This is a genomic window from Variovorax sp. GW822-FHT04E09 (assembly GCF_058800845.1).
Genome location: NZ_JBXAMR010000003.1, coordinates 817,304 through 841,910, shown reverse-complemented (window position 1 = coordinate 841,910; position 24,607 = coordinate 817,304). Strand labels below are relative to the sequence as shown.

24 protein-coding genes and 1 pseudogene are annotated in these 24,607 nt (G+C 64.5%); 14 read left to right on the top strand and 11 right to left on the bottom strand.

Translation table 11 applies throughout. The features are described 5' to 3' along the window. Positions 1–298: 298 nt before the first annotated feature. Together AC1RL8_RS16180 and AC1RL8_RS16175 are read right to left on the bottom strand one after the other, a co-directional pair. Positions 299–1,315 carry a Bug family tripartite tricarboxylate transporter substrate binding protein gene (locus tag AC1RL8_RS16180; protein WP_492684777.1) on the bottom strand — a complete coding sequence of 339 codons (1,017 nt, stop codon included), beginning with the start codon at positions 1,313–1,315 and terminating at the stop codon, positions 299–301. A 51-nt stretch (positions 1,316–1,366) separates the two neighbouring features. Next, on the bottom strand, positions 1,367–1,855 hold the full coding sequence (locus tag AC1RL8_RS16175) for a DUF3237 domain-containing protein (RefSeq protein WP_159270772.1): 489 nt from the start codon (positions 1,853–1,855) through the stop codon (positions 1,367–1,369). 71 nt (positions 1,856–1,926) lie between these two features. Here AC1RL8_RS16175 and AC1RL8_RS16170 point away from each other — a divergent pair, with 71 nt between their 5' ends. From AC1RL8_RS16170 to AC1RL8_RS16155, 4 genes are all read left to right on the top strand, one after another. Continuing rightward, on the top strand, positions 1,927–2,712 hold the full coding sequence (locus AC1RL8_RS16170; protein ID WP_159270773.1) for a helix-turn-helix domain-containing protein: 786 nt from the start codon (positions 1,927–1,929) through the stop codon (positions 2,710–2,712). A gap of 279 nt (positions 2,713–2,991) precedes the next feature. Further along, positions 2,992–3,327, top strand: coding sequence for a hypothetical protein (locus AC1RL8_RS16165; protein WP_062472362.1), 336 nt, complete (start codon positions 2,992–2,994; stop codon positions 3,325–3,327). A 50-nt stretch (positions 3,328–3,377) separates the two neighbouring features. Beyond that, on the top strand, positions 3,378–3,815 hold the full coding sequence (locus tag AC1RL8_RS16160) for an Hsp20/alpha crystallin family protein (protein ID WP_062472360.1): 438 nt from the start codon (positions 3,378–3,380) through the stop codon (positions 3,813–3,815). A gap of 63 nt (positions 3,816–3,878) precedes the next feature. Then, positions 3,879–4,241 (top strand): Hsp20/alpha crystallin family protein, encoded by a 363-nt coding sequence (locus AC1RL8_RS16155; RefSeq protein ID WP_235944128.1) that lies wholly within the window; start codon positions 3,879–3,881, stop codon positions 4,239–4,241. 198 nt (positions 4,242–4,439) lie between these two features. Here AC1RL8_RS16155 and AC1RL8_RS16150 read toward each other — a convergent pair. From AC1RL8_RS16150 to AC1RL8_RS16130, 5 genes and pseudogenes are all read right to left on the bottom strand, one after another. Next, positions 4,440–4,586, bottom strand: a pseudogene (locus tag AC1RL8_RS16150) (IS3 family transposase); the annotation flags it as partial. A gap of 81 nt (positions 4,587–4,667) precedes the next feature. After that, positions 4,668–4,940 (bottom strand): hypothetical protein, encoded by a 273-nt coding sequence (locus AC1RL8_RS16145; RefSeq protein ID WP_095744407.1) that lies wholly within the window; start codon positions 4,938–4,940, stop codon positions 4,668–4,670. A 10-nt stretch (positions 4,941–4,950) separates the two neighbouring features. Next, on the bottom strand, positions 4,951–5,259 hold the full coding sequence (locus AC1RL8_RS16140; protein WP_139701812.1) for a hypothetical protein: 309 nt from the start codon (positions 5,257–5,259) through the stop codon (positions 4,951–4,953). A gap of 227 nt (positions 5,260–5,486) precedes the next feature. After that, entirely contained in the window at positions 5,487–6,290 is an 804-nt protein-coding gene (locus AC1RL8_RS16135; RefSeq protein WP_070059271.1) for an alpha/beta fold hydrolase, read from the bottom strand. Between the two features lie 18 nt (positions 6,291–6,308). Further along, positions 6,309–7,331: a Bug family tripartite tricarboxylate transporter substrate binding protein gene (locus tag AC1RL8_RS16130; RefSeq protein ID WP_493196563.1), complete on the bottom strand. Its 1,023-nt coding sequence runs from the start codon at positions 7,329–7,331 to the stop codon at positions 6,309–6,311. 65 nt (positions 7,332–7,396) lie between these two features. Between AC1RL8_RS16130 and AC1RL8_RS16125 the strand changes: the two genes are divergently transcribed. After that, positions 7,397–8,332 carry a LysR family transcriptional regulator gene (locus tag AC1RL8_RS16125; RefSeq protein ID WP_159277292.1) on the top strand — a complete coding sequence of 312 codons (936 nt, stop codon included), beginning with the start codon at positions 7,397–7,399 and terminating at the stop codon, positions 8,330–8,332. 325 nt (positions 8,333–8,657) lie between these two features. Here the strand turns inward: AC1RL8_RS16125 and AC1RL8_RS16120 are convergent, their stop codons facing one another. Further along, entirely contained in the window at positions 8,658–9,551 is an 894-nt protein-coding gene (locus AC1RL8_RS16120; protein ID WP_492684775.1) for a LysR family transcriptional regulator, read from the bottom strand. A 409-nt stretch (positions 9,552–9,960) separates the two neighbouring features. Between AC1RL8_RS16120 and AC1RL8_RS16115 the strand changes: the two genes are divergently transcribed. From AC1RL8_RS16115 to AC1RL8_RS16105, 3 genes are all read left to right on the top strand, one after another. Further along, positions 9,961–11,850 carry a hypothetical protein gene (locus AC1RL8_RS16115; RefSeq protein WP_159270778.1) on the top strand — a complete coding sequence of 630 codons (1,890 nt, stop codon included), beginning with the start codon at positions 9,961–9,963 and terminating at the stop codon, positions 11,848–11,850. Between the two features lie 40 nt (positions 11,851–11,890). Beyond that, the gene (locus AC1RL8_RS16110) at positions 11,891–12,424 is read left to right on the top strand and encodes an ATP-binding protein (RefSeq protein WP_159270779.1); all 534 of its coding nucleotides are present in this window, start codon (positions 11,891–11,893) and stop codon (positions 12,422–12,424) included. A gap of 358 nt (positions 12,425–12,782) precedes the next feature. Beyond that, positions 12,783–13,421 (top strand): LysE family translocator, encoded by a 639-nt coding sequence (locus AC1RL8_RS16105; protein ID WP_139701807.1) that lies wholly within the window; start codon positions 12,783–12,785, stop codon positions 13,419–13,421. A gap of 253 nt (positions 13,422–13,674) precedes the next feature. On the opposite strand, the gene AC1RL8_RS16100 is transcribed toward AC1RL8_RS16105, so the two are convergent. Continuing rightward, entirely contained in the window at positions 13,675–14,055 is a 381-nt protein-coding gene (locus AC1RL8_RS16100; RefSeq protein WP_082818216.1) for a VOC family protein, read from the bottom strand. A 50-nt stretch (positions 14,056–14,105) separates the two neighbouring features. Continuing rightward, a complete protein-coding gene (locus AC1RL8_RS16095; RefSeq protein WP_139701806.1) occupies positions 14,106–14,516 on the bottom strand; it encodes a hypothetical protein in 411 nt (136 codons plus the stop codon). Between the two features lie 744 nt (positions 14,517–15,260). Here AC1RL8_RS16095 and AC1RL8_RS16090 point away from each other — a divergent pair. Together AC1RL8_RS16090 and AC1RL8_RS16085 are read left to right on the top strand one after the other, a co-directional pair. Then, complete coding sequence (locus tag AC1RL8_RS16090; RefSeq protein ID WP_235926633.1) at positions 15,261–15,614, top strand: DUF4148 domain-containing protein; 354 nt, start codon at positions 15,261–15,263, stop codon at positions 15,612–15,614. A gap of 107 nt (positions 15,615–15,721) precedes the next feature. Further along, positions 15,722–17,125 carry an MATE family efflux transporter gene (locus AC1RL8_RS16085; protein WP_159270780.1) on the top strand — a complete coding sequence of 468 codons (1,404 nt, stop codon included), beginning with the start codon at positions 15,722–15,724 and terminating at the stop codon, positions 17,123–17,125. Positions 17,126–17,289: 164 nt separating this feature from the next. Here the strand turns inward: AC1RL8_RS16085 and AC1RL8_RS16080 are convergent, their stop codons facing one another. Next, positions 17,290–18,753, bottom strand: coding sequence for an efflux transporter outer membrane subunit (locus AC1RL8_RS16080; RefSeq protein WP_159270781.1), 1,464 nt, complete (start codon positions 18,751–18,753; stop codon positions 17,290–17,292). Between the two features lie 96 nt (positions 18,754–18,849). On the opposite strand from AC1RL8_RS16080, the gene AC1RL8_RS16075 reads away from it, so the two are divergent. The 4 genes from AC1RL8_RS16075 (at position 18,850) to AC1RL8_RS16060 (ending at position 24,588) form a co-directional block, all read left to right on the top strand. Continuing rightward, the gene (locus AC1RL8_RS16075) at positions 18,850–19,467 is read left to right on the top strand and encodes a TetR/AcrR family transcriptional regulator (RefSeq protein ID WP_139701802.1); all 618 of its coding nucleotides are present in this window, start codon (positions 18,850–18,852) and stop codon (positions 19,465–19,467) included. 84 nt (positions 19,468–19,551) lie between these two features. Continuing rightward, positions 19,552–20,667 carry an efflux RND transporter periplasmic adaptor subunit gene (locus AC1RL8_RS16070; RefSeq protein ID WP_159270782.1) on the top strand — a complete coding sequence of 372 codons (1,116 nt, stop codon included), beginning with the start codon at positions 19,552–19,554 and terminating at the stop codon, positions 20,665–20,667. Further along, positions 20,664–23,741: an efflux RND transporter permease subunit gene (locus AC1RL8_RS16065; protein WP_492684774.1), complete on the top strand. Its 3,078-nt coding sequence runs from the start codon at positions 20,664–20,666 to the stop codon at positions 23,739–23,741. The genes AC1RL8_RS16070 and AC1RL8_RS16065 overlap by 4 nt, the downstream gene beginning before the upstream one ends. A gap of 40 nt (positions 23,742–23,781) precedes the next feature. Beyond that, positions 23,782–24,588 (top strand): oxidoreductase, encoded by an 807-nt coding sequence (locus AC1RL8_RS16060; RefSeq protein ID WP_070059262.1) that lies wholly within the window; start codon positions 23,782–23,784, stop codon positions 24,586–24,588. The last annotated feature ends 19 nt before the right edge of the window (positions 24,589–24,607 follow it).

The following is a 24,607-nucleotide window of genomic DNA, read 5'->3' as shown; positions in this document are numbered from 1 at the left end:
CTTCAACATGCCGAGGTCTGCTGCCCTGCCTGTTTGGCGACTGGGTCAACCAGTCTCTTCGGGGATCGCATTCGAGTTCTTCTCGCCGGTTTCTGGCGCGGCCGCGAAGAACCGGCACTGGCCGCCTGCCATCTACAGTGCAGTCGAGCCCGGCGCGTCAGCCATGTGCTTGCCGAGGCCGTTTCAACGAGCCTGTTACAGGTAATCAGTGCGACTAATGCAGAAACCGCAGGCAGCCGATGCCACCGCGAGTCCTGCTACCCCAGCACAGTGCATGGGAAACGCGCGCGTTCGTGGCTCAATCCGCCTTGAAGCCAGTGGCCGCGACCACCTTGCCCCACTTCACCGTGTCGGCGTCGATGATGTGCGCGAACTCCCGGGCCGTGGTGCCGGTGACGCCGAAGCCTGCCTCCTCCAGCCTGGCCTTGCCCTCTGCCGACTGCACCGCCTTGCGGATGTCGGCCTCCAGCCGCGCCACGACCGCGGGTGGTGTGCGCGCCGGCGCGACGATGCCGAACCAGGAGTTGAACGCCAGTTGCGGGTAGCCTTGCTCGCGGAAGGTCGGCGCATCAGGCAGACTGGCGCTGCGCGCGTCACCGCTGGAGGCCAGTGCCAGCAGCTTGCCCGCCTTCACATTGGCCGCCGCCAGGCCCACGCTCGCGAAACTGCCCGCCACGTCGGCCCCGAACAAGCCGCCCAGCGCATCGCCGGTGGTCTTGTAGTGCACGGGTTCGGGCTTGAGGCCGACGGCATCGCCGAACAGGAAGGCACCGAAGTGGCCTGGGGTGCCGGCGCCGAACGTGCCCATGAAGAGGCTCTTCTGCGTTCGGCTCCACGCCACGAACTGCCTCACGTCGTGTACCGGCACCTTGGCGGGGTTCACCACCAGCATGAAGTTGGAAGTGACCACTTGGCTCACGGGCACGAAGTCCTTCTTCGGGTCGTAGGGGAGCTTGCTGTAGCTGCTGGACGCGATGGCCAGTTGGCCGGTCTCGCCGAGCATGAGCGTGTAGCCGTCGGGCTGCGCACGGGCCACTTCCGAGGCGGCGATGAGTCCCGCCGCACCCGGCTTGTTGTCGACGACGACGCCGAGATTGCTCCACCCTTCGGACAGCTTCTGGGCCAGCAGGCGCGCGACGATATCGGGACCGCTGCCGGCCGGGAAACCGACCACGAGGCGCACCGGCCGACTCGGGTAGGTCGGGCCCACCTGTGCGAGCGCTTGCGAGGCCCAGGGCATTCCCCCGAGTCCGATCAGCATGATGACGGCGATGAGGGCGTGGCGCCGTGCGCCCGCGGCCAAGGCGGTTGTCATGGAGGTCTCCTGTCGATGTTGAAATGGGGGCGCAGCGCGGAAGCCGTCGGGTCACTGCAGTGCGAAGAAGCGCATCACGACCTGCGCGGGATGGCGCACGCCAACGCCGACGAACAGGCGCTCGGTGATCCAGCGCAGCGAGGGACTGCGCGTCTCGAAGGAGGGCGCGCACCGGAAATAGACCTGCGCCGGATCGACGGGCTCGCCGCGCAGCAGCCGCGCCATCACGTCCGCCTGCGCGGTGCGCAGCGCGCGGTTGCGCACGTAGATGCGCTCGCCGGCCTCCGTTTCCAGGCCGTAGCGGGCATCGAGTTCGCAGACCGTGTCGCTGGCCAGGCGCTGGAAGTCGGCGCCGCCGGGCAGCACCCGTGCGCTCCAGCCCTCACCCTTGGCATGGCCGCCCGTGATCGGCACGACACGGCGCAGCCCCTTGGTGCCGTCGCCCAGCACGAGCGGTTCGCCCACGTCGACGCCGATGTCGGCGAACCGTGCCAGGTGGGGGGCGGCGAGTGAGTCGGTATCCGGAAGCAGGAAGGTCATGGCTTAGCGTAAGTCCGGTGGTCGCGCGGCGCTGTCATCCCGGAAGATGACAGGATTCCCCGTATTGCCCAATGCGCACCTGGATTCCCGAACTGCCCGCTCACGGCATCGAAGCCTCGCTGGCGCAATGCCTGCCGGTGGTTGTGCCGGCGCTTGGTGAGCCGACCTTCGGCCCTCGCCTGCTCGAGGCCATGGCGCAGGCGCTGCCAGTGGGGTCGTTTTCGGTCTACTGCACCGGTGCGCAGCCGGCCATCTTTCTGAGCGGCAGCCGGGGCATGCCGGACACCACGCGTGACTGTTGGCGGGCGTACCTGTCGGGGCCGATCCGCAGCGACCGCACCTTGCGCGAAACGAGCACGCCGCAACTGCGCGTGTGCCACATCACGGCGCGAGAGGTGCCGCCCGAACATCGTGCCAAGGTGTACGACGCGCACGGCGTGGTGGAGCGCGTGTCGGTGGTCGAGGAAGAAGCGGCCTGCGACGACGCGCTGTTCGCCGTCAATTTCTACCGGCACGTCCATCAGCGTGCGCTCAGCGACGCCCAACTGGCCGACTTCGGCGCCGTGGGGCGCCTGCTGATGGCGCTGACGCGCAAGCACATCGCCCTCGCGCGAGCGCCCGCTGCCGACGAACTGCGCGGCCGGTTGCTGGGCCTGTGCCCGGCGCTGACCGCCCAGGAGCTCCAGGTGTGCCTGCGGCTGCTGTGCGGCATGACGCAGGAGGGCATCGCCGCGGACATGGGTCTGGCGTTGCCCACGGTCAAGACCTACCGCAACCGTGCATTCGGCCGGCTCGGCATCCACTTTCGCAGCGAGTTGTTCGCGCTGATGTTGCCCGAACGCGCCCCGCAGAATTGACGCCCCCAGGGGCGTTGGCGCGTCGGCCCGGCCATTGCGCTGGCGTTCAAGAATCAGAAGTTGTCTGACATGCCTGCGTCGGCGCGGTGCGGTAGATTTTTGTCTCCGCGGCACCACCGCGGACTTGCTGTAAACCTTAGCCCGGTCGCGTGCGGCCGGGCTTTTTTTCGTGTCGGCCCGCGTCTCGCGCGGATGTAGAAAACCGCCTCTTGAAAAACGTTTCGGAGGCTCCTATGTTCGCTTGCGTCGGAAATTGGTCAACCGAAAAGGAGGTATTCAATGGCCATGAACTTGCTCAAGCAAATTGCCGGCTCTCGCTTGCCTGTGTCGTTCTATCGCACCGCGGACATCGATCAGGTGCGGGTGCTTCGGGCCGCCGGGCTCGTCGTTGCCCTGATCCCCGCGCCCTCGAACTCGCTCACGCTGTCTGGCTCCCCTTCGGCCGCCCAGGTGCTGGCCATCACGCAGAAGGGGCGCGAGGAGTTGGCGAAATTCTCGTACCCGCAGTCGCGCACCGCGCGCTGGCGACAGCGACCCTCCAGGATCTTTGCACGGCACCGCGCGGACAGCGATGGCGCTGCGCGGCCGACGGGCACGCACGGCCTGCCCCAGTGAGGGGCGGCTCGATTCTGTTCAGGTTCAATTGATTTGACAGGAGGTTTCCCATGTACCGATCTTTCTTCCCGCGCGACATGCTGGCCGAGATGGATCGCCTGCAACGGGACATGCAGCAGGCGTTCGATCTGTCACCCACCATTCGCGGTTACGGCAGCAACGGATTTCCCGCGTTGAACGTGGGCGCCACACCGCAGGCGCTGGAGATCTTCGCGTTCGCCCCCGGCGTCGACCCGGCCACGCTGGAGATCAACCTCGAGCGTGGTCTCATGACCATCGCGGGTGAGCGCAAGAGCCTGCTTCCCGATGCACAGGCCAAGGCGGCCGTGCACATCAACGAGCGCTTCGAGGGGCCGTTTCGCCGCGTCCTCACGCTGCCGGACGATGCCGATCCAGAGGCCGTCGAGGCCCGGCTGCGCGACGGCGTACTGCGCATCACGGTCCGCCGCCGGGCCTCGGCACAGCCGCGGCGCATCGCTGTTCTGTGAAACAAGGAGATGAACATCATGAGCAATGACGTACAGACCGCATCGCCCAGCGCGCCGGAACCCATGGATCGTGGGCAGGCGCCACGCTATCAGGGCGCGGCCCTCACACCGCCTGTCGACGTGGTGGAAGACGCCGGGGGCATCACGCTCTACGCCGATCTGCCCGGCGTGTCGCGCGACAAGCTGAATCTTCATGTCGAAGCGGAAACTTTGACCATCGAGGCGGAGTTGGGCCTGAGCGTGCCGGATGACCTGAAGATCAGCCACACCGAAGTCGGCCTGGGCCGGTTTCGCCGCGTCTTCACGCTCAGCAAGGAGCTGGACACCGAGAAGGTGTCCGCCGAGCTGGCGCAGGGCGTGTTGAAACTGCGTATCCCCAAGGCCGAGCATGCCAAGCCGCGGCGAATCAATGTCGAGGTCGGATGAGTCGTAAGGCGAGGGCGCCCGCGGGCGCCCTCAAGAGAGCGTCAACCCGCGTGGGCGGCAAATGTGCAGCGCTTGCGCTCGCCGGCCGCCCGCGAAGGAGCGTCAGTCCAGACGGGCGCCGTTCAGCTCCATCGTGATTGCTGACCGCCCCCGACCCGACAGCGGGCATGGTGGCGCGAGCCTGCTCGCTGACCCGGTTACCTTTCTGGCCGTGCGCTTAGTCTTCAGTGAACTGAAGAAGCTCTCCATGGCCGAGCTGCCCCAGACGTCGCCCGCACGGCTCATACTGCAGGAAATACTTGGTTCCTTGAGCAGCTCCTGGAAGTGCTCGCTGGTAACAGCGGACGGTCGGCGCCGACCGCCAATCAAAGGAATCCAGTTGTTCAATTAAGCAGCGCTGCGCGCCGGCCGTAGCTCACCCGCGCATCACCCCGGACTCGGCCGTGCATCGCCGGGCGCGGCAGCGCTCCGCGCGGACCCCGTGATCGCCCACACGTCGACCTTGGATTTTGCGAGGCGTCTCAGCCGGTCGCGGACTTCCTTGGTGCGGCGGCCCTGGGTGCCGACGGCGAGCCGGGCCTTGAACTCGTCGTCGGCGAACAAGTCCGCGTGGCCGAAGATCTGGTCGCCGGCGCGGTCGACCTGGATCGCGATATTGAAGCCCCGGTAGGGGATGCGGCTGGACGTCTTCGAACGCATGGCGGCCTCCCTACATCAGGCGGGTGCGGATTGCGTGGGGCAGCTTCGCGCGCCACCGCGACGCGGCACCGCGCCACGGGCCCTGTGCGGCCACGGGGTAGTGGATGCGTTCGAGTTCGGCGCGGCCTTTTTCGGTGATGGCGAGCACCTGGGCGGCGTCGGGGCTGCCCGAGAGGGTGAGGGGATCCGACGGCGCGGGCGTCAGCGCGATCACGAGGCCGGCGGCCCGCAGCAGCTTGATCTGGTCGATCTCCGCCCGGGTCCGGAAGGTCGCCGGCAAGGGGGAGCCGGCAAGTTGTTTGAGCATGTCCATGGCCATGGCTTTGTCCTCCATTTCTCTACGACCAACTTGGAACGGGAGAAAAATAGGACGTCCCAGCAGCGTCTTCAAGGGGCGGTTGCGGAGCGCAAGGCAACAGAATGTATCGGAGCTTTCGAGCACAGGCGAGAGAAGAGCTCCGAGCTGCTCGCCAGCGTGGGCCGGGTCGTGAGCGCGCTTTTGCATGGAGGCAAGCTCCGAGATTCAGAAGTCGCTGCACAGCAGACCTAGGAGTCGGCGCGTCGTCTCAAGAAGTCGAACACCGTCTGATTGAACTCCAGCGGCTTCTCGAAGTACGCAGAATGCGCGGCCTCCTCGACGACAACGACCTCGCTTCCTGGCAGGCGCTGGCCGAGTTCGCGCATGACCGCCGGCGGAACAATCGGGTCTTCGGCGCCAACGAGAAACATCGTCGGGCAAGCCAGCTGGTCGATCTCAGCGACGGCAAGCAGGTTCTCGGGCTGGTTCAGACGCAGTACGGCCTCGCGCCAGGCTTCGGGCTCAATACTGTGAGCGCTCGGGTTGAAGTGGTTGATCTGCGCGTAAAGCGCTGCAAGCGCGGGCTGCGCCTTCAAGAACCAGGCGCCCAGCGAGCGCTGCTCGATGCTTACCGCGGAAACTGTCTTAAAGCGCCGCTCGATGCTGTCGACCAGCGTCGGGTGGTCGATGGCCAGCGACGTGTCGCAAGCGACGAACGCGGCGACGCGCTCGGGATGGCGCAGCGCGAGCCGCAGCCCGATCATCCCGCCAAGCGATTGGCCGACGACCGTCGCACGCTCGATGCCTTCGCGCGCCAGTACCGCCAAGGCATCGCCGACAAAGAGCTCCAGCGAGAACTCCTCCGGCGGCGCCACCGAACGACCGAAGCAGCGGATGTCCATCGTGAGACAGGTGTACTGCGGCGTGAAGGCCGGCAATTGCTGCCACCAGGTGGCGGCGTTCGATCCGGCTCCGTGCAGGAACAGGATCGCCGGGCCGGCGCCGTGGCGCTCGTAGTAGATGTCGCGTTTGTTCGATGTGACAAAAGGCATGAGGGATGGGCTTGGGTTTCAGTTGGCCTTGAGTTGCAGGCTGCGTGTGAGTGCACCCCAGCGCTCGGTATCGCTCTTGACGACGCGCGTGAACTCGTCGGGCGTCATCGTCATCGGCGTGATGCCTTCGGCGTCGAGCTTCTTTTGCAGCTCCGGCCTCGTCATCGCTTCGCGCACTGCTTCGTTGACCTTGCGCACGACTTCGGGCCGCGTCTTCCTCGGTGCCGACAGGCCCACCCAGGAGATCACCGTCAGCTGCTTGTAGCCCAGCTCCTCGAAAGTCGGAACCTGAGGGAGCTCGGGGCTGCGCTTCGGGCTGGACACCGCCAGCACCCTGAGCTTGCCGCTCTGGATGTACTGCATCGACCCGCTCGGCGGAATCACGGTGACAGCGACCTGGCCTCCCAGCACATCCATCAGCGCCGGCGCGCCGCCCTTGTAGGGGATGTGCACGAACGAGGTTTGTGTCGCCTTCTGCAGCAGTTCCATCAACAGATGGCCGGTGCTGCCGGCGCCCGAGCTCGCGTAGTTGATCGCGCCCGGCTCGCGTCTGGCGCGGGCGATCAGATCGGCGAAGGACTCGATGCCGGACTGGCTGTTGACCACCAGCCATTGCGCGCCGCCGCCGATCATTGCGACGTGGGTGAAGTCATTGACGATGTTGAAGGGCACGTTGTCGTACATGCCTTGGGCGATCGTGTTCACCATGCCCGTCATCGTGAGCGTGTAGCCGTCGGGTGGGGCCGCGGCGCCCGCCTGGGCGCCGATGATGTTGCCGGCACCAGGCTTGTTGTCGATCACCACCGGTTGTTTGAGCAACGACGCCAACTCCTGCGCAAGCGGTCGCATGGTGCGGTCGTAGGCGCCGCCGGGCGGGGTCGGCACGATCACTCGGATCGGCTTGGATGGCCAGACCTCGTCCTGCGCATGGGCCGAAAAGGCGCCGAGCAGGCAACAGACAACCGCGAGCAGCGGCCATTTTTTTTTCACGTTTTGTCTCCTGTCGCGTGGCTTGCTGCCCGCCGTTTGTGGAGTTGCCATCATTCCTGAGCAAGCCATCGGCGACAAATTAAAAATGACGCTCTTCCATTAGACTTTCCGATATCTTGAGCCATGACGCGTCCGTCCTCTTCAACCGCCTGCTCGCGCGCGGCAAGTTTCGGCATGTGCAGATCCTCTTGAAAGTGGCAGAGCTGGGCAGCCTCCAGCGGGCGGCGGACTCGATCGGCATGACGCAGTCGTCGGTGACCCAGGGCCTCGCGTACCTGGAACGGCTGCTGGAAGTTCAGCTCTTCGAGCGGCATGCGCGCGGCGCGCGACCCACGCAGGCGTGCGAAGACCTCTTGCCCGTTGCGCGTCGCATGCTGATCGGCGTCGCCGACGGCGCCGAGGTCGTCACCGCGCGACGGCAACGCATCGGCGGCGCCATCCGCCTCGTCGCCTCGGTCGGCGCGATGAACGGGCTCCTGCTCAACGTGCTGCCTCGCTTCGCGCAACGGCATCCGGATGTCACCGTTCACCTCTCGGAAGCCGAAGGGGACGATCAACTGCTGGCCATCGCACGTGGCGAGGCAGATCTCGTGGCATGCCGACGGCCTCCCGTGATCCCGGAAGGCTGGCAGTTCATGCCGGTGCGCGAAGATCGTTTCGCGGTCTTGGCGCGCGCAGACCATCCGCTGGCGCGCAAGCGTTCCCTGGGCTGGCCGCAACTCGCCGACGAGACCTGGCTACTCGCCCCCACGGGTTCGGCCGCCCGTGAGCGATTCGACGAATTGACCGCGAATCTGCCTCACCCGATCCGCACCTATCCGGTCGTCACTCGTTCAACGGCCATGTTGTGGTGGCTCTCGCAGCAAGAAAACCTACTGTCGTTCCTGCCGCTTAGCTTCGTGCGGCCTCTCCTCGATGCCGGTTTGCTGCGCGAGTTGAAGCTACGGCCGCTTTACATGCTCGAGCCACTCGGCTTGATGTTCCCGATCGCAGGACCGTTCGGGGCGTGGCGGCAACTGGTCGACTTTATGAACCCTGAAGTACCGCATTGACAGAGTTTGCGGTGGGCTCGCGGCGCTGCTGTCGATCTGCACCATGGCGCGTGGGGCCAGCCTCGGGTGCCTTGCAGGCAGCGTCCCCTCAGTGCGCGATATCGTGACGTCCTTGGTGTAGCCCGGCAATGAACAGAGGGGATTTGCTTGCAAGCCATGCTGCCTTCGACTGAACCCATGAGTAACTGCTCCGTCTCGCGTCGCTGCCGCGCGCCCCGATGTCCAAGGTTGGCGGCCGTGTCGATCGCGGAAGGGATGATGCCTTCGAGAAGGCCCGGGGGAGCATCAGCACCTTCGACGTTTGCGCCATCCACAACGATGCCGTTCACCCGCTGAGCATCCGCGTCGCGCCCTTGACCAGGGCGTTGTGCAACTCCTGCGTCACGCGCGACGCAGTCAGTACCACCAGCGGCACCATGATCCGCTCCCGCAGCGGCCTGGGCTGTACGCCCGCGTAGCGATGCAACGCAAAGGGCGCAGGCAGGCAGGTGCAGCCACGGCCGGCGCCGATCTGGGCGAAGACATGCAACGGATCGGGTGCTGGCGCCTCGGCCTTCGGCCGAAAGCCATGCGCCGTGTACTCGCGCGTGAACTCGTCGTACATGCGTGTGTTCACGCTGCGACTGAAGCGGAAGAATGGCGGCAGGGACTGCAGGTCCCGCACTGCAATGCGCCGCTGGCGCGCGAGATCCGACGTCGCAGGAACGAAGGCCATGAGGGGGACCTCATCGACCAGGTTGCCACGCAGGCGGTACATCGAAGCCGGCCAGAGCACGATGGCGGCATCCAGCTCGTTGCGCCGAAGGGCCGAGGCTGCGGCAATCGTCGTTGTCGTTTGTACGTCGATCCCGCTCGCATGCCCCGATTCCACCAAGCTCCGTTCCATTGCGGATAGTCGGTTCAAGTGAACCCAGTTCAGAACGCCCAGGCGAAGACGCGGCAGCTTGTTCGCGGACTGGGCCACATGCTCGAGCGTCGCGTCGAAACTGTGCATCAGCTCCGCGAAGCTGTGCATGGCCAGCTCTCCGGCGCTGGTCAGCCGCACGCCGTGCGTATTGCGCTCGAGCAGTTGCAGACCCAGTTCAGCCTCCAGCTCTGCGATCTGCCGCGACAGGGGCGGCTGCGTGATGGCCAGCCGCTCGGCGGCGCGCCTGAAGTTGCGCTCCTCGGCAACGGCGAGGAAGTAGCGGATCTGGCGAACGGTGACTGGTCTGGTCATCCAAAAAAGGTATCACAAAAAACGCAATTCCCAGTGCGGCCAGCGCTGCCTACAGTCGCGGCCGCAACAAACCGTTGCTGGCCGCGTCGCCTGGGAATGGGCGCCGGCATTGCCTTTTTTGCACCTGACGATGACAACCAAGAAAAGCCCTCTTCCTTCGATATCCGCCTCCCTCTCTTCCCTGGCTCCTTCCCGTGGTCGCCGGAATTTCCTCGGTCGCGCATCCACGGCCGCGCTGTGGCTCGGTGCTCCTTCGCTGCTTGTCGCTTGCGGCGGAGGGGGAGGGGGAGGGGGAGGGGGTGGGGGCAGCGGCCCGCTCGCGGTAGGCGGTGGAGAAGGCCCTCGGACGGACGGGGGGCTCGCGCCCGCAAGCCGCTTTGCCAGCATCCGGGCCGTGGAAGCTGCATGCTTGGATCTCGAATCGCGCAAACTCGAGCCGATCGCCTACCTGACCGAATTGACGGGGATCATGGCGAAGGATCCGAACTATGTGGAGACAGGCTTTGACGAACGCTCACTGACGGCCTGGGGCACCTTCGCCGATGGCCGCGTGCACATGGTGTCGCACAACTTCAAGCCCACCGGCACTTCGACGCCGACCGCCGCGATCGCCGATACGGGCCAAGCACAAAAGGCGGCGGGGTTGGCTGCCGCCAAGCCGCCGGAACTGCCCGGCGAGCGCAAGGCACGTCTGATGCATTCCTTCTTTACGCCTTTCGACGGCCAGGCAGCTATCGCAGAAATGTCCGGCTGGCTCAGCGCGCATGACTACGCGCTGCAACCAGGCGTCGAGGGTGACGCGCACATTACGACCCTGCGCCAAATCAAAGGGGACGGCTTCTTCTACATCAACACCCATGGCGGCGTGAAGCACACGCGCCATCAGGATACGGGCTCACCGCAGATGTACTCCATCCAGTCGTCCACGCTGATCGACCCCGCCCTGGAGGCACAGCCCGATTTCCAGGCCGATCTCGCCGCCTTCCGGCTGACCTACTTCACGGCCTACAACGGCCTCGCCACCGTGGACAGCAAGGGCGAGGAGATCATGCTCAAGGACACGCGCTACGGCATCACCGCGGCCTTCGTCGACACCTATTGGGAGTTCGCGCAGGACAGCGTCGTCGTCATCAACGCCTGCAACAGCGCCAACAGCGCCGACAACGACCGGGTGATCGACTTTCTCGTCGCCTGCCACCGTAAGAACGCGGGCCTCTACCTGGGCTGGACGGAGATCTGCTCGCCGCCGGCCGCCTTTGACATACCGAAGTACTGTGTTGACCGGATGCTGGGCGCCAACCTCTTCAAGCCGCACACGCCGAAGCAACGCGCCTTCACGGGCGAAGAAGTGATCGCCCATATGCAGCGCAAGAATCTCAACCACGACACCGGCAACGGCACCAAGACCGGCGCCTACTTCATCGCCAAGCCCAATCCGCGCAGCGCGGTGAGTCACATTCTCTCGCCGTCGATTCACCATGTCGAGGTCGATGAACTGAACGACCAGCTCAACCTCATCGGCGCTTTCGGTCGCAGGCAGGGCAAGGTCTTCGTCGACGGATCGGAGCGCCAGGTGGTGCGCTGGGAGCATGAGCTCGTCGTCTGCGACCTGCCGCGCGTGGGCGCGGGCTCGCGCGGACCGGTGTGGGTGGAGCTGGGTGCGGATCGCAGCAACCGGCGCACCGTCAGCCAGTGGAACATCCGCATCGACACGCACTGGTTCAAGCAAAACTACCCGGGCCTCGCCGTCGACGGGCCGATACGCACGCGCTGGCGAGCCGACGTAGGGCCGGTGCGCGACACCTGTGGCGAGGAGGTGAAGCGGTCCGTGCGCTATGCGATCGGCACCTATGACTCCACCATGGAGCTGGCGGCAGGCGGCGCCTTCCACGTGCCGCCGGACTGCACGATCACCTGGAGCGGACAAGCCAGCTTCGCCTCGCAGGTGAAGCTGATGCGAGAGCCCAGCGCCGGCGACCGTGTGATCTTCACCTACCTGCGGATCGACCCCGAATCGAAGCTTGGCGCCATGGGCCTGGCGATGGGCGCGAGCACCGGGCCGTTCGTGGAGCACGGTTGCCGCTCCACCGATACCTTCGCTTCGGCGCTGGGCCTCTTGGATGGTCCGCAGGATTTCGAGGTCACGGGCGCAGCCGCGACGATCCCTCTGCCCGCCAAGAACATTGTGCTCGGCAACGATCTTTCCATCCTCGGCGACGGCCACCTGGACGACAGCCTGCGGCTGCAATGGAGCACCGCGCCGATCGAGTCGCCGCCTGCGGATGCCGAACTGATCTGAGTCTCAGCGACACCCAAACGCTACCAATCCGCATTTCGAAGTGAGCGACACAGGCATAGGAATTGACCTGAGCCAGCAGGTCGATATTTTCGGGCAATTCCAACAGGTCCAGGCTGCCAGCGGCAGTGCAGGCTTGGGATTGTTCATCGCTCAGCGCATTGTCTCGGCCATGGGCGGATCTCTGAACGTCGCAAGCGTCATCGGGCAAGGCACTACGTTTTCTTTCACGCTTTTCATGCCGATCGTCAATGCTTCCGATTCAGCCTGGTCCGCCGCTACACCGCAGGAGGTAGAAGCTGGCGTGACCTTACCGAGGCATCTCTTACCTCGGAATGCCATACTGGACAACCAAGCCTTGGAAGAGCTCGCCAGCTTGGCGCTTGATGGTCGGCTCACCGATGTTGAGTGCTGGATCGAACGCCACTCCGATGAAGTCGAAAATGCTCCGTTCGTTGCTCTGTTGAGTGACCTGTTAGAGCGGCTCGACTTCCCCGGGATACATGCGCTGTGCGTTGCACAGCAAGAATATTCGAGCCCCCTGCGCGACATACGCGACCAGGGTCCGCGTCAGTGATTCGGATGCAGACAGCGAGGCTAGCCCAAAACCTTCGACGGGGAATATCTGGTGGAAACGCTTGATGGTTTTCGGGTTTATTAGCAAGAGCGAGGCACCAAGACCGCCGTTCGAAACTTCACATCGCTGCGCGATGCTGCACAGGCATTTTTCCGCTGACGCCGGATGACCGCTTTCGCGAGCCTCGAACTTCTGCAAAGGGCCCATAGCCGACCTTGCCAGGGCTCCGAAGCTGACCTTGCAACTCGCGCCTGCAAGACGCGATGCAAGGCATCCTTAATGCACGCATCCTGCAGGATGGCTTCTTGCAAATAGCGGTGGTGCAGCGATACTTGCCACCTTGATATTTGGAGTTCATATGCTTCCCGACACGCCTTTGCTCCTGGCTTTTGTTGGTGCCAGCCTGGTGTTGGCTATCACCCCCGGACCCGCCGTCGTCTACATCGTGGCCCGTACTTTGGCGCAGGGTCGCGCATGCGGTCTTTCATCCGTACTGGGCGTCGCGCTTGGCAATCTCTCCAATGCGTTGGGAGCTGCGCTCGGGCTGGCCGCCTTGTTCGCCGTGTCATCGGCTGCTTTCTCCGCGGTGAAATGGGCCGGCGCAGCCTACCTCGTGTATCTCGGTATCCGAATGTGGAAGACGGCGCCGCCAGTCGCCGACGCAACGCCGCAGGCGCTGGCGCAGCCCTTGCGACGCGTCTTTCGAGATGGCTTCATGGTCGCGCTGCTGAATCCAAAGACCACCTTGTTCTTCGCCGCCTTCCTGCCGCAGTTCATGGACGCTCACGGCAACCCGCTGATGCAGACCGTTGCGCTCGGTGGTGTTTTCGTTGGTATCGCTTGCTGCACCGACGTCATCTACGTGCTAACGGCAAGTCTCGTCGCACCGCGCCTGAGACGAGCTGCTTGGGGCGGCCGCTGGGGTAACCGGCTCGCGGGAACATCATTTATCGGGTTGGGCGTGCTCACGGCCATGGGCACGCGCCCAACACGCTGACGCGCGCTCATCCGCGCCGAACGGCGGCTTATGGCCGACTGTAGCCGGTCGCGCCGCCGTCGTGAACGGGCCCGGAGCGGCCAAATCGCTGAGCGATTTCAAGGTCGTACAGCGGTCGCTCAACGTTTGAGCTAACCGGACCGTTGCGGCGTGTGGCTAAAGGCCCAGAATGAAATGGCGGGACTTTGGCCGCACGCCGCAATGGGTCCGGTTGAGCGAATGGTTAGGCCGCAATCACGCAGTTTCAGTACGGCTAGACCTCATTGCTTACTTCGATCAGGTTCTCGTCGGGATCATAGAAGTAGACGGAAACCAATGCGCGTTGCGCGCCAGTAGCTAGGACTGGCCCTTGCACGACCGGAACGCCTTCGTTTTGTAGGTGCACAAGTACCTGTTCTATAGGTGTTACGGTCAAGAAGCATAGATCCGCAGAACCTGGAGTAGCGTGCTTCACATTCGGATCGACAACAGTCCCCAACTCGTGCAGGTTGATCTTTTGTTGTCCAAAGTGCACTGAGAATCGCCCGGCCTTGAACTCTCTGGCTTCAAAGCCTAGGACACGCTGATAGAAGTCAAGTGTCCTTGGGATGCTTGCAACCGTTAATACCAAATGATCTAGCGCTTCAATCTTCATGGGGGGGGCGGGCTTTCGGGTGACGAGCCACAGGTAGTCGGTTTTGCGGCCTAACGCAAAGGTGAGCGGATGCCGTAGGCGGTCCGCTCGACTGAATGGTTAGGTTGAGCGCCAATAAGAAGAAGCGTACCTAATTTTCGTTCGAGGAAACGAACTATGGAGTTACGCATATGGTTGAAGAAGTCCGTCGTGGATGAGAAAACTATCAAAATTCCGAAGACTCCCACCATGACACGCACCGGTTGTCGATCGGATCGACTACGAAATAGCGACGCTAGAAAGCTTGGCAGATATACCAAGATGGCGGCAACGGTAGCGACTTGAACGGCAAACACGACATTGGCCAACAGGCTCAGGTTGAATTCCAAGTCCTCATGTACGCGATCCGCAAGACAGGTCATCAGATAAACAACGCTGAAGATACCTTCGGCCAATTTCAAGTTGCGGTATGAGTCTTTCATGCGGATTTCTTCTCTGATAAGACTACTTCTGGGGCGGGTCCTGCTGCTATCGCCAATGACTGGTCTTGGCCGATAGTAGCCATTCGCGCGAGGCCGAGGGATGTCGGGTGTCGCTGCGTACCTGCCACTCGCAGGGACGAGCTGCCGGCCTGGGTGCAGCATGTTCCTACCGTTTGCGGTGCGTTCTCAGCCGCCGATAAGGGAGCATTGACGTGCCTTTGGTTATCGTCGGTTAGGTCTGCGGCGTTCGGCTTCGGGCTCCGGTGCTGGCAGTCCACTGCTCGAGAGAGTCAATGTGCGAATGAGCACTAGCATGGCGACGCGGCGTTGATATCTACGAGCAGATGGGTGCACCCGGGCGAATTGAAGATCTCGTTACAGCAGACAAACGTAAGAGGTTTGATCGCGATGTGACGTGTGAACTAGTTTTCCGATCCGCGCCTGATGTGTGCATGCCGATTTTACGAGCGCAGGTCTTTCCGATTCCTCTCTGGCGATCAATCTCAGGACGAACGACTGGAACGCGCGCTCCAGACGTTCGGGCGCGCGACTTGATTCTCAAAACCCGCCGGGACGGGCATGCTGGAAGGCCCGTTGCTGCGATGCAGAAGGTTTCGGCTACGGAAACGTGGCGTGTCTTGATCGCATGACTGCCGAAGTCGAATTTGGCGCAAGACTTGATCTGCAGGTTCTCGAGACGAGACCCGCAAGCGTTTTGCTCCAACCTTTTTCTTTGGAACCTCCATGAATCTCACGACAGCCATGAAGATCGTATCGGCCCCTGTTCTGACCCTCCTGGTCGCGGCCGGCGCCCACGCAGAGGCGTACGACGGTGTGCACAAGGCCTTCTCCAGCAAGACGCGCGATGAGGTGAATGCCGAGGCCGTGCGCACCGCCAAAGCGCCCGACCAGAACGTGGTTCGCGGTTCTCGCGGTCCCGAGACCATGGCTGTTTCGACGGCGCGTTCTCTCGTTGAAGCCGAGGCCGTTCACTACAACCTGCGGCCCGACCAGAATGTCGGCTCCGGCTCTCGTGTGAACAGCAAAGTTATTTCGACGATGCCGCACCCGGCCGATCTGCGCGCCAAGGCCAATTGAGCAACGACTGCTTCACGCTCCGCGTGCGGTAAGAAAAAAACGGTTGGCAGGAGAGCCCGGAGTTGCGGGTGCCCATCACGCACATGCCAGCCAAGGGTGGACACCTGATGACAACTTCCCTCACTGCTGACGCCGCCAGAGCCTTGGAGCCAGCCCCTTTGCCCGCCAAGGTCAACTCGGGCGTCGCCAACCCCTTGCTGTACGCGCCGCTGCTGCCGCTGTTGATTCGCCTCGCGGTGCCCACGGTCGCCGTGATGCTCATGCAGACGGTGCTGAGCGTGGCAGAAACCTACTTCGTGAGCGGGCTGGGTGTCGACGCTATCGCAGCGGCCTCGTTAGTCGTGCCCGTCATGTTGCTTATGACCATGGTCTCCAACGGCGGTGTCGGAGGCGGGGTTTCTTCGGCGGTCGCGCGGGCGCTCGGCGGCGGGCGGCAAGACGAAGCCGAAAGTCTCGTGTGGCACAGCGTCGTGATCGCGATCATCGCAGGCGGACTGTTCGCGTTGGCTGTGATCGCCGCGGGTCCGATGCTCTACCGTGAACTGGGTGGAACAGGCGCGTCCTTGCAGCAGGCGATTCGATACTCGGACATTCTCTTTGGCGGCGCGGTGCTGTTCTGGATTCCGACGTTGCTGCAGTCAGCCTTGCGAGGTGCGGGCAACGTCAGAACTCCAGCACTGATCATGCTCGGCGGCGTTGGCGCCGGGCTCATTATTTCTCCCGTCCTGATCCTGGGTTGGCTGGGGTTTCCGCGGATGGGCGTCGCCGGTGCGGGCGTGGCGCAGGTGCTGTGCAGTGCAGGCTCGCTCGTGGCGATCGTTGCCTCCATGCGATCCGCGGGCTCGAGGCTTCGACTTCGTCGGCACCCGCTACGGCGTGATCACTTCGGTGCCATCCTTGGCGTTGGCTTGCTGTCGACCCTCAACGCGGCGATGACGACGCTTTCAATTGCCGCGATCACAGCGGCTGCAGGCGCCTTCAACGTGTCGACGATCGCGGGCTACGGTATCGCGTCTCGACTGGAAATGTTGCTGGTTCCCGTGATGTTCGGCTTCGGCACCGCCGCCGTCGCCGTGGTTGGAACCTGCATTGGCGCCGGCGATGTGGTGCGTGCGCGGCGCGCTGCGCTGGTGAACGCATTGTTCGTTGCTGGGTTGCTCGAAGTGCTGGGCCTCGGCGTGGCATTCTTTCCTGGACTGTGGATGTCTCACTTCGCGAGCGACCCCGACGTATTGGCCGTCGGGGGGCAGTACCTGAGGGTGATGGGCCCGGTGTTCGGCTTCATTGCCGTCGCGTTGTCACTGTATTTCGCGGGGCAGGGCGCGCGGCGCGTCGGCTGGCCGCTCGCGGCCGGTGTCTTGCGCTTCGTGTGCGCGCTGTCCGCAGCGGCGCTGGTGTTCGCGGGGAGGCTCAGCCTCGAGTCTGCCTTCCTGCTGGTGGCTGGGGGCGCCATCGTCGGCGCCGCAGTGACGGTGTGGGGCTTCGCCCGGGGAGATTGGGGAAGACGCTAGAGTCACACGCTTCGTGCTGCGGCACAGGAGGTTTGTAGCTGTACATCTGTGCGATGTCGCTGCGTCTCTCTGTCCTTCGGCGTGGAGGTCGGAAGAACCGGTGTTTTCGAGCGCAACGGGTGAGTCGGTCGGATCGCCCGGGTTGCCGGGACGTATTCAGTGTCTCAATGCGGACGGATTGCCACCGCTTCGAGGGGTTCAGCCTGCCAGCCGCCACCCAGCGCCTTGAACGCACTGACCGCCGCGCGCGCCGACTCCGTTTGCGCTTGCGCTCTTGCATCGGCCACGCGCAGCAGGCTCTCGTCCGCCTGCAACACTTCGATCAGGCTGATGACGCCTCGCTGATAGGCCGCGAACGATGCCCCTCGCGCGCGACCGAGCGATGCCTCGCCCTGCGCGAGCAAGGCGGCTTGTTCTTCACGCTTGACCAGGGCGGAGAAGGCGTTCTCCACGTCTTCGGTCGCACGCAGTGCAGCGAGCCGGTAGGCTGCGAGCAACTCCGCGTCCTGCCCCTTGGCGAGTGCAATCTGCGCGTCGATGCGCCCGAAGTCGAACAGCCGCCAGCGCAGGCCGAGCAGGGCCGCAGCCTGGCTGGCGCCGCCGGTGAACAGATTGCCGCTGGCCACGGACGTGGCGCTGCCGATCGTTCCCCCCAGTGAGAGTTTCGGGTAGTACTCGGCCATGGCCACGCCAATGCGCGCGTTCGATGCCGCAAGGCGCCGCTCGGCAGCGATCAGGTCGGGCCGCCGCCGCAGCAAATCGCCGGGTGATCCGGTGGCGCCGATGCGCGGTGCGACAGGAATGACACCCCCCGCCGCCAATTCGGAGCGGCGCGCGCCCGGCGTCGCGCCCAGCATCACGTCGAGCGCGTTCATGGCCGCGGCCTCGCCCGCCTCCAACACTGGCACAGATGCACGGACCTGCGCCAGGGCACCTTCGGCTTGCCTCAGTTGGAGTTCGGCGGCCAGCCCCTTGCCGTAGAGGAGGTTGATCTTCGACAGCAGGTCCTGCTGCGTGGCGACTTGCCGCCGTGCCACGTCGAGGCGGGCCTGTAGACCGCGCAGCGTGATGTAGATGTCTGCGGTCTGCGCGGCCACGGCCAGGCGCGTGGCGGTCGCGCCGGCCTCCGATGCCTGGTAGTCGGCCAGCGCTGCCTCGCGTCCCCGGCGCAGGCCGCCGAAGATGTCCAGCTCCCAGCTTGCGCCGAGACTCGCTTCGTAGGCGTTGCCGTAGCGATCGAACCCTGGCTGCGAGTTCAGGACCTGGCCCAGTGGCGTCTCCACCGACTGGTAGGCCCTGGCGGCTTGTCCGCCGAGATTGCCCGAGGGCAGCAGCGCCGCATTCGCCGCACCGAGCCCGGCCCGGGCCTGCGTCACGCGGGCGGATGCCTGCGCAAGGTCAAGATTCTGTTTCAGCGCGAGTTCGACATAGCGGGCCAGTCGTGCATCTCCGAAGCCGGTCCACCACGCCACCAGCTCGGCGGTGGCGGTGGCGGATCGCTGGTCGAGGGCTGTCGCGCCGATGAATCGGTCCGGCAGGCTCGGGGCAGGTCGGACATAGTCAGGCTCGACAGCGCAGCCTGCGAGGAGGCTGAACAGCAGGGGCAGGGCAAGAGTACGTTGGGACATGGGTTGCTCCGGGACGGTGGACAGGAAAAGGTGTGTGACTATAATTCAATATGGTCACTTGTTGTCGTTTGTTTGTCCGGGCGGTAAGCTCTGGTCATGAGCAATGCAACTTCTTCTCCGCCTGTAGCGCGGGGGCCGGCCGATCACGACGTGCGCGCGCAGATCGTCGTTGCGGCCACCGAGCACTTCAGCCAGTACGGGTACGAGAAGACCACGGTTTCCGACCTCGCCAAGGCCATCGGCTTCTCCAAGGCGTACATCTACAAGTTCTTCGAGTCCAAGCAGGCGATTGGCGAAATGATCTGCGCGAACTGCCTGCGCGAGATCCAGGAGGGCATCCGCGTGGCGGTCGACGGGGTCGAAAGCCCGCCCGAGAAGCTGCGCCGTATGTTCAAGGCCATTGTCGATTCGGGCCTGCGCCTGTTCTTCCAGGACCGCAAGCTCTACGAGATCGCCATCTCGGCGGCCAGCGAGCGCTGGCCTTCGGCCATTGCCCATGAAGAGTGCATCCGGCAGATGCTCATCGAGCTGCTGAAGCAGGGCCGCGAGTCGGGCGACTTCGAGCGCAAGACGCCGATCGACGAGGCGGCGGCGGCCATTTATCTGGTCATGCACCCCTATATCAACCCCGTGATCCTGCAGCTCAGCGCTCATTACACGGACCAGGCGCCGGCCCAGCTGTCGGGTCTGGTGCTGCGCAGTCTGTCTCCTTGAAGATATAAATCAAATGTGACCATTGACTAAAATGGTCACTGTTATCAGAATCGGGGCCCTGATCGATTCGTCTATGGGCCCCTCATGCACTCGCGCCGCTTCCTTACATCTGCACTTGTCTGCGTCTTGCCGTTTGCGCTGGCCGCCTGCGACGACAAGGCGCCGCCCGATCCGCGCACCCAGGCGCCGCTGGTGCGCGCAGCCACCGTCCAGACGGCCGCGTCGGCATCGCGCTCGTTCACCGGCACCGTGGCCGCGCGGGTTCAAAGCGACCTGGGTTTCCGCGTCTCCGGAAAGGTGCTGGAGCGCTTCGTGGACGCGGGCCAGACGGTCAAGCGCGGGCAGTTGCTCATGCGCATCGACCCGGTCGACCTGAGGTTGGCGGCGCGTGCCCAGCAGGAGGCTGTCAGCGCTGCACGGGCGCGTGCAAAGCAGGCGAGCGACGAAGAAGCGCGTTACCGCGATCTGCGCGGCACCGGCGCCATTTCCGCCTCGGCGTACGACCAGGTCAAGGCGGCGGCGGATGCGGCCCAGGCCCAGCTCGGTGCGGCCGAAGCGCAGGCCGAGGTTGCGCGCAATTCCAGTCGTTATTCGGAACTCGTTGCCGACGCGGACGGCACGGTGCTCGAGACGCTGGCCGAGCCTGGCCAGGTCGTCAACGCCGGGCAGCCGGTGGTCCGCTTGGCGCAGGCCGGGCGCAGGGAGGCCGTGGTCCAGTTGCCGGAAACGCTACGTCCGGTCATCGGCTCCGTCGGCCAGGCCACGCTGTTCGGCAGGGAAGGTGTTGCGGTGGCCGTCAAGCTCAGGCAACTCTCCGATGCAGCCGACAAGCTCACGCGCACCTTCGAGGCGCGCTATGTGCTTGATGGCGAGATGGTCAACGCGCCACTCGGGGCCACGGTGACGGTTCACGTCGGGGATGGCAAGGTCGTCGCGAAGAACGGTGTGCAGGTGCCCATCGGCGCCCTGTTCGACGCCGGCAAGGCGCTGGGGGTCTGGGTCATCACCGGTGATCCGGCGAAGGTGCACTGGCAGCCGGTAACGGTGGAGTCGCTGGAAGATGACCGCGCCCAGATCACGGGCGAGCTCAAGCAGGGCGATCGCGTGATCGCACTCGGCGCGCACCTGCTGCGCGAGGGTGAAGAGGTGCGCGTTGCCGGCGCGGCCGCGGCGCCTGCGGGTGGCGGAGCCCGTCCATGAGCGAAGGCCGTTTCAATCTGTCGGCGCTCGCAGTCCGTGAGCGCGCTATCACCCTGTTCCTGATCCTGCTGATCTCGCTGGCCGGCCTCGTCGCTTTCTTCAAGCTGGGGCGCGCGGAAGACCCGGCCTTCACGATCAAGGTGATGACCATCATCACGGCCTGGCCCGGCGCCACGGCGCAGGAAATGCAGGACCAGGTCGCCGAGAAGGTCGAGAAACGCCTGCAGGAACTGCGCTACTACGATCGCGCCGAAACCTACACGCGGCCCGGTCTCGCGTTCACCACGCTGACCTTGCAGGACAGCACGCCACCCTCCAAGGTGCAAGAAGAGTTCTATCAAGCACGAAAGAAGGTCGGCGACGAAGCGGGCAATCTTCCGGCGGGCGTGATTGGCCCGATGATCAACGACGAGTACGCCGACGTCACCTTCGCCCTCTTCGCACTCAAGGCCAAGGGAGAGCCGCAGCGCGTGCTGGTGCGCGATGCGGAAACGCTGCGCCAGCGGCTGCTGCACGTGCCGGGCGTGAAGAAGGTGAACATCGCCGGCGAGCAGCCCGAACGGATCTACGTCGAGTTCGCGCACGACCGGCTGGCCACACTGGGCATCGGCCCGCAGGATGTGTTCGCCGCGCTCAATGCCCAGAATGCGCTGAGCCCGGCCGGGTCGGTAGAAACCAAAGGTCCGCAGGTCTTCATTCGCCTGGACGGTGCCTTCGACACCTTGCAGAAGATCCGGGACACGCCGGTGGTCGCGCAAGGGCGCACCCTGAAGCTGTCGGACGTCGCCACGGTCAAGCGCGGCTATGAAGACCCAAGCACCTTCATGATCCGCAACGGCGGCGAACCGGCCCTGCTGATCGGCGTCGTGATGAAAGAGGGCTGGAACGGGCTCGACCTGGGCAAGTCGCTGGATGCGGAAGCCCGCGCCATCAATGCCGAACTGCCGTTGGGCCTGAGCCTGTCGAAGGTCACGGACCAGTCGGTCAACATCGCCGCATCGGTCGACGAATTCATGATGAAGTTCTTCGCGGCCTTGCTGGTCGTGATGCTGGTGAGCTTCCTGAGCATGGGCTGGCGCGCGGGCCTGGTTGTCGCTGCAGCCGTGCCGCTCACGCTGGCCGTGGTCTTCGTGGTAATGGCCGCCACCGGCAAGAACTTCGACCGTATCACGCTCGGTTCGCTGATCCTGGCGTTGGGCCTGCTGGTGGACGACGCCATCATCGCCATCGAGATGATGGTGGTGAAGATCGAAGAAGGCTACAGCCACATCGCTGCATCGGCCTATGCGTGGAGCCACACGGCGGCGCCGATGCTCTCGGGCACGCTGGTCACCGCCGTCGGCTTCATGCCCAACGGCTTTGCGCCGTCGACAGCGGGCGAGTACACGAGCAACATGTTCTGGATCGTCGGCATCGCGCTGATCGCCTCCTGGGTCGTCGCGGTGGTGTTCACCCCGTACCTGGGCGTGAAGCTGCTGCCGAACTTCAAGAAAATCGAAGGCGGCCACGCCGCGATCTACGACACGCCGCGCTACAACCGCCTGCGTCGCGTGCTCGAGCGCGTGATCGCACGCAAGTGGCTGGTCGCAGGCGCCGTTATCGCGCTGTTCGTGCTGTCCATCCTCGGCATGGATGTCGTGAAGAAGCAGTTCTTCCCGATCTCTGACCGTCCCGAGGTCCTGGTCGAGGTGCAGATGCCCTATGGCACGGCCATCACGCAGACCAGCGACGCGACGGCGAAAGTCGAGGCCTGGCTGTCTAAGCAAGCCGAGGCACAGATTGTCACCTCCTATATCGGCCAGGGCGCACCGCGCTTCTTCTTCGCCATGGGCCCGGAACTCCCGGACCCGTCCTTCGCCAAGATCGTCATCCGCACAGCCAGCCAGGAAGAGCGTGACGCCCTGAAGCTGCGGCTGCGCGAGGCCATCGCGCAGGGCTTGGCGCCCGAGGCGCGGCTGCGGGTGACCCAACTGGTGTTCGGCCCGTACTCGCCGTTCCCGGTGGCCTACCGTGTCACGGGGCCGGATGCAAACGAATTGCGAAAGATCGCGGCCGACGTGCGTCAGGTCATGGATGCGAGCCCGATGATGCGCACCGTCAGCACCGACTGGGGCACCCGCACGCCCGCGCTGCACTTCACCTTGAATCAGGACCGTCTGCAGGCCGTGGGCCTAAGCTCCAATGCCGTGGCGCAACAACTGCAGTTCCTCTTGAGCGGCGTGCCAGTGACGACCGTGCGCGAAGACATCCGCACCGTGCAGGTCGTCGCCCGTTCGGCGGGCGACACGCGTCTCGACCCGGCCCGCATCGCGGACTTCACGCTCGCCGGTGCCGGCGGTCAACGCATTCCGCTGTCGCAGGTCGGCCAGGTCGAGATGCGCATGGAAGAGCCGGTCATGCGGCGACGCGACCGCGTGCCCACCATCACGGTGCAGGGCGACATCGCCGACGGAACGCAGCCGCCGGACGTGTCGAACGCGATCACCAAGCAGCTGCAGCCGATCATCGAGAAGCTGCCCGCGGGCTACCGCATCGTCCAGGCCGGCTCCATCGAGGAATCGGAGAAGGCGACCGCGGCGATGCTGCCGCTGTTCCCGATCATGCTGGCGGTCACGCTTCTGATCATCATTCTCCAGGTGCGCTCGATGTCGGCGATGGTCATGGTGTTCCTTACCAGCCCGTTGGGACTGATCGGTGTGGTGCCAACTCTGCTCATCTTCCAGCAGGCATTTGGCATCAATGCGCTGGTTGGGCTCATCGCGCTGTCGGGGATTCTGATGCGCAACACGCTGATTCTGCTGGGGCAGATCCACCACAACGAGCAGGAGGGGCTGGACCCTTTCCACGCGGTGGTCGAGGCGACGGTGCAGCGAGCGCGGCCCGTGATCCTGACGGCGTTGGCGGCGATCCTCGCGTTCATTCCGCTGACGCATTCGGTGTTCTGGGGCGCATTGGCGTACACGCTGATCGGCGGCACTTTCGCGGGGACGATCCTGACACTGGTGTTCCTGCCGGCGATGTATTCGATCTGGTTCAGGATCAAACCAGGCAACGCGACCCAGCCCGCGCACTGATGCGCTTCATCATCATTCATCAAGATCGAAGGAACCAGTCATGTCGAGTTCATCAGTCGTCGTAGTGACTGGCGCGTCCTCGGGCATCGGACGTGCCGCCGCGGAAATGTTCGTGGCGCGAGGCTGCCGGGTTTTCGGCACCGTTCGCGAGTTGCGCAAGGCACCCGCGCTGCCTGGTGTGGAGTTCATCGAAATGGACGTCCGCGACGAAGGTTCTGTCCAGAGGGGCATCGAATCCGTCATCGACCGGGCCATGCGCATCGACGTGCTGGTCAACAACGCGGGAATGATGATGATCGGCGCGGTCGAGGAAACCGCGACAGCCGAGGCTGCAGTGCTGTTCGATACCAACGTTTTCGGCATGCTCCGCACGACGCGCGCGGTGCTCCCGTACATGCGTGAAAAACGCCGCGGGCGAATCGTCAACGTGAGTTCCGTGCTCGGTGTGCTTCCGGCTCCGTACATGGGACTCTATGCGGCCACCAAGCACGCAGTGGAAGGGCTGTCGGAGTCGCTGGACCATGAAGTGCGCCAGTTCGGCATTCGTGCCACGCTGGTGCAGCCGGCCTTCACCCGGACCAACCTCGATGCCAATGCGCCTCGTGTCAAGGCGCGGATCGCGGGCTATGACCGCGAACGCGAGCTGGTGACGCTCTCCGTGGCCGAGAGCGTGAGCAGTGCGCCCGAGCCGCACGGCGTGGCGAGCACCATCGTCGAGGCGGCGCTGGGCCCGTGGCGAATGCGTTGCACGCCGCCGGGGGAGGCGTCTCTGTTGACGAAATTGCGCCGCTTCATGCCGGCGGGACCGGTGGATGCGAGCCTGAGGAAAAAACTCGGGCTCGTCTGAGCACCTGTCCGAGATGCTT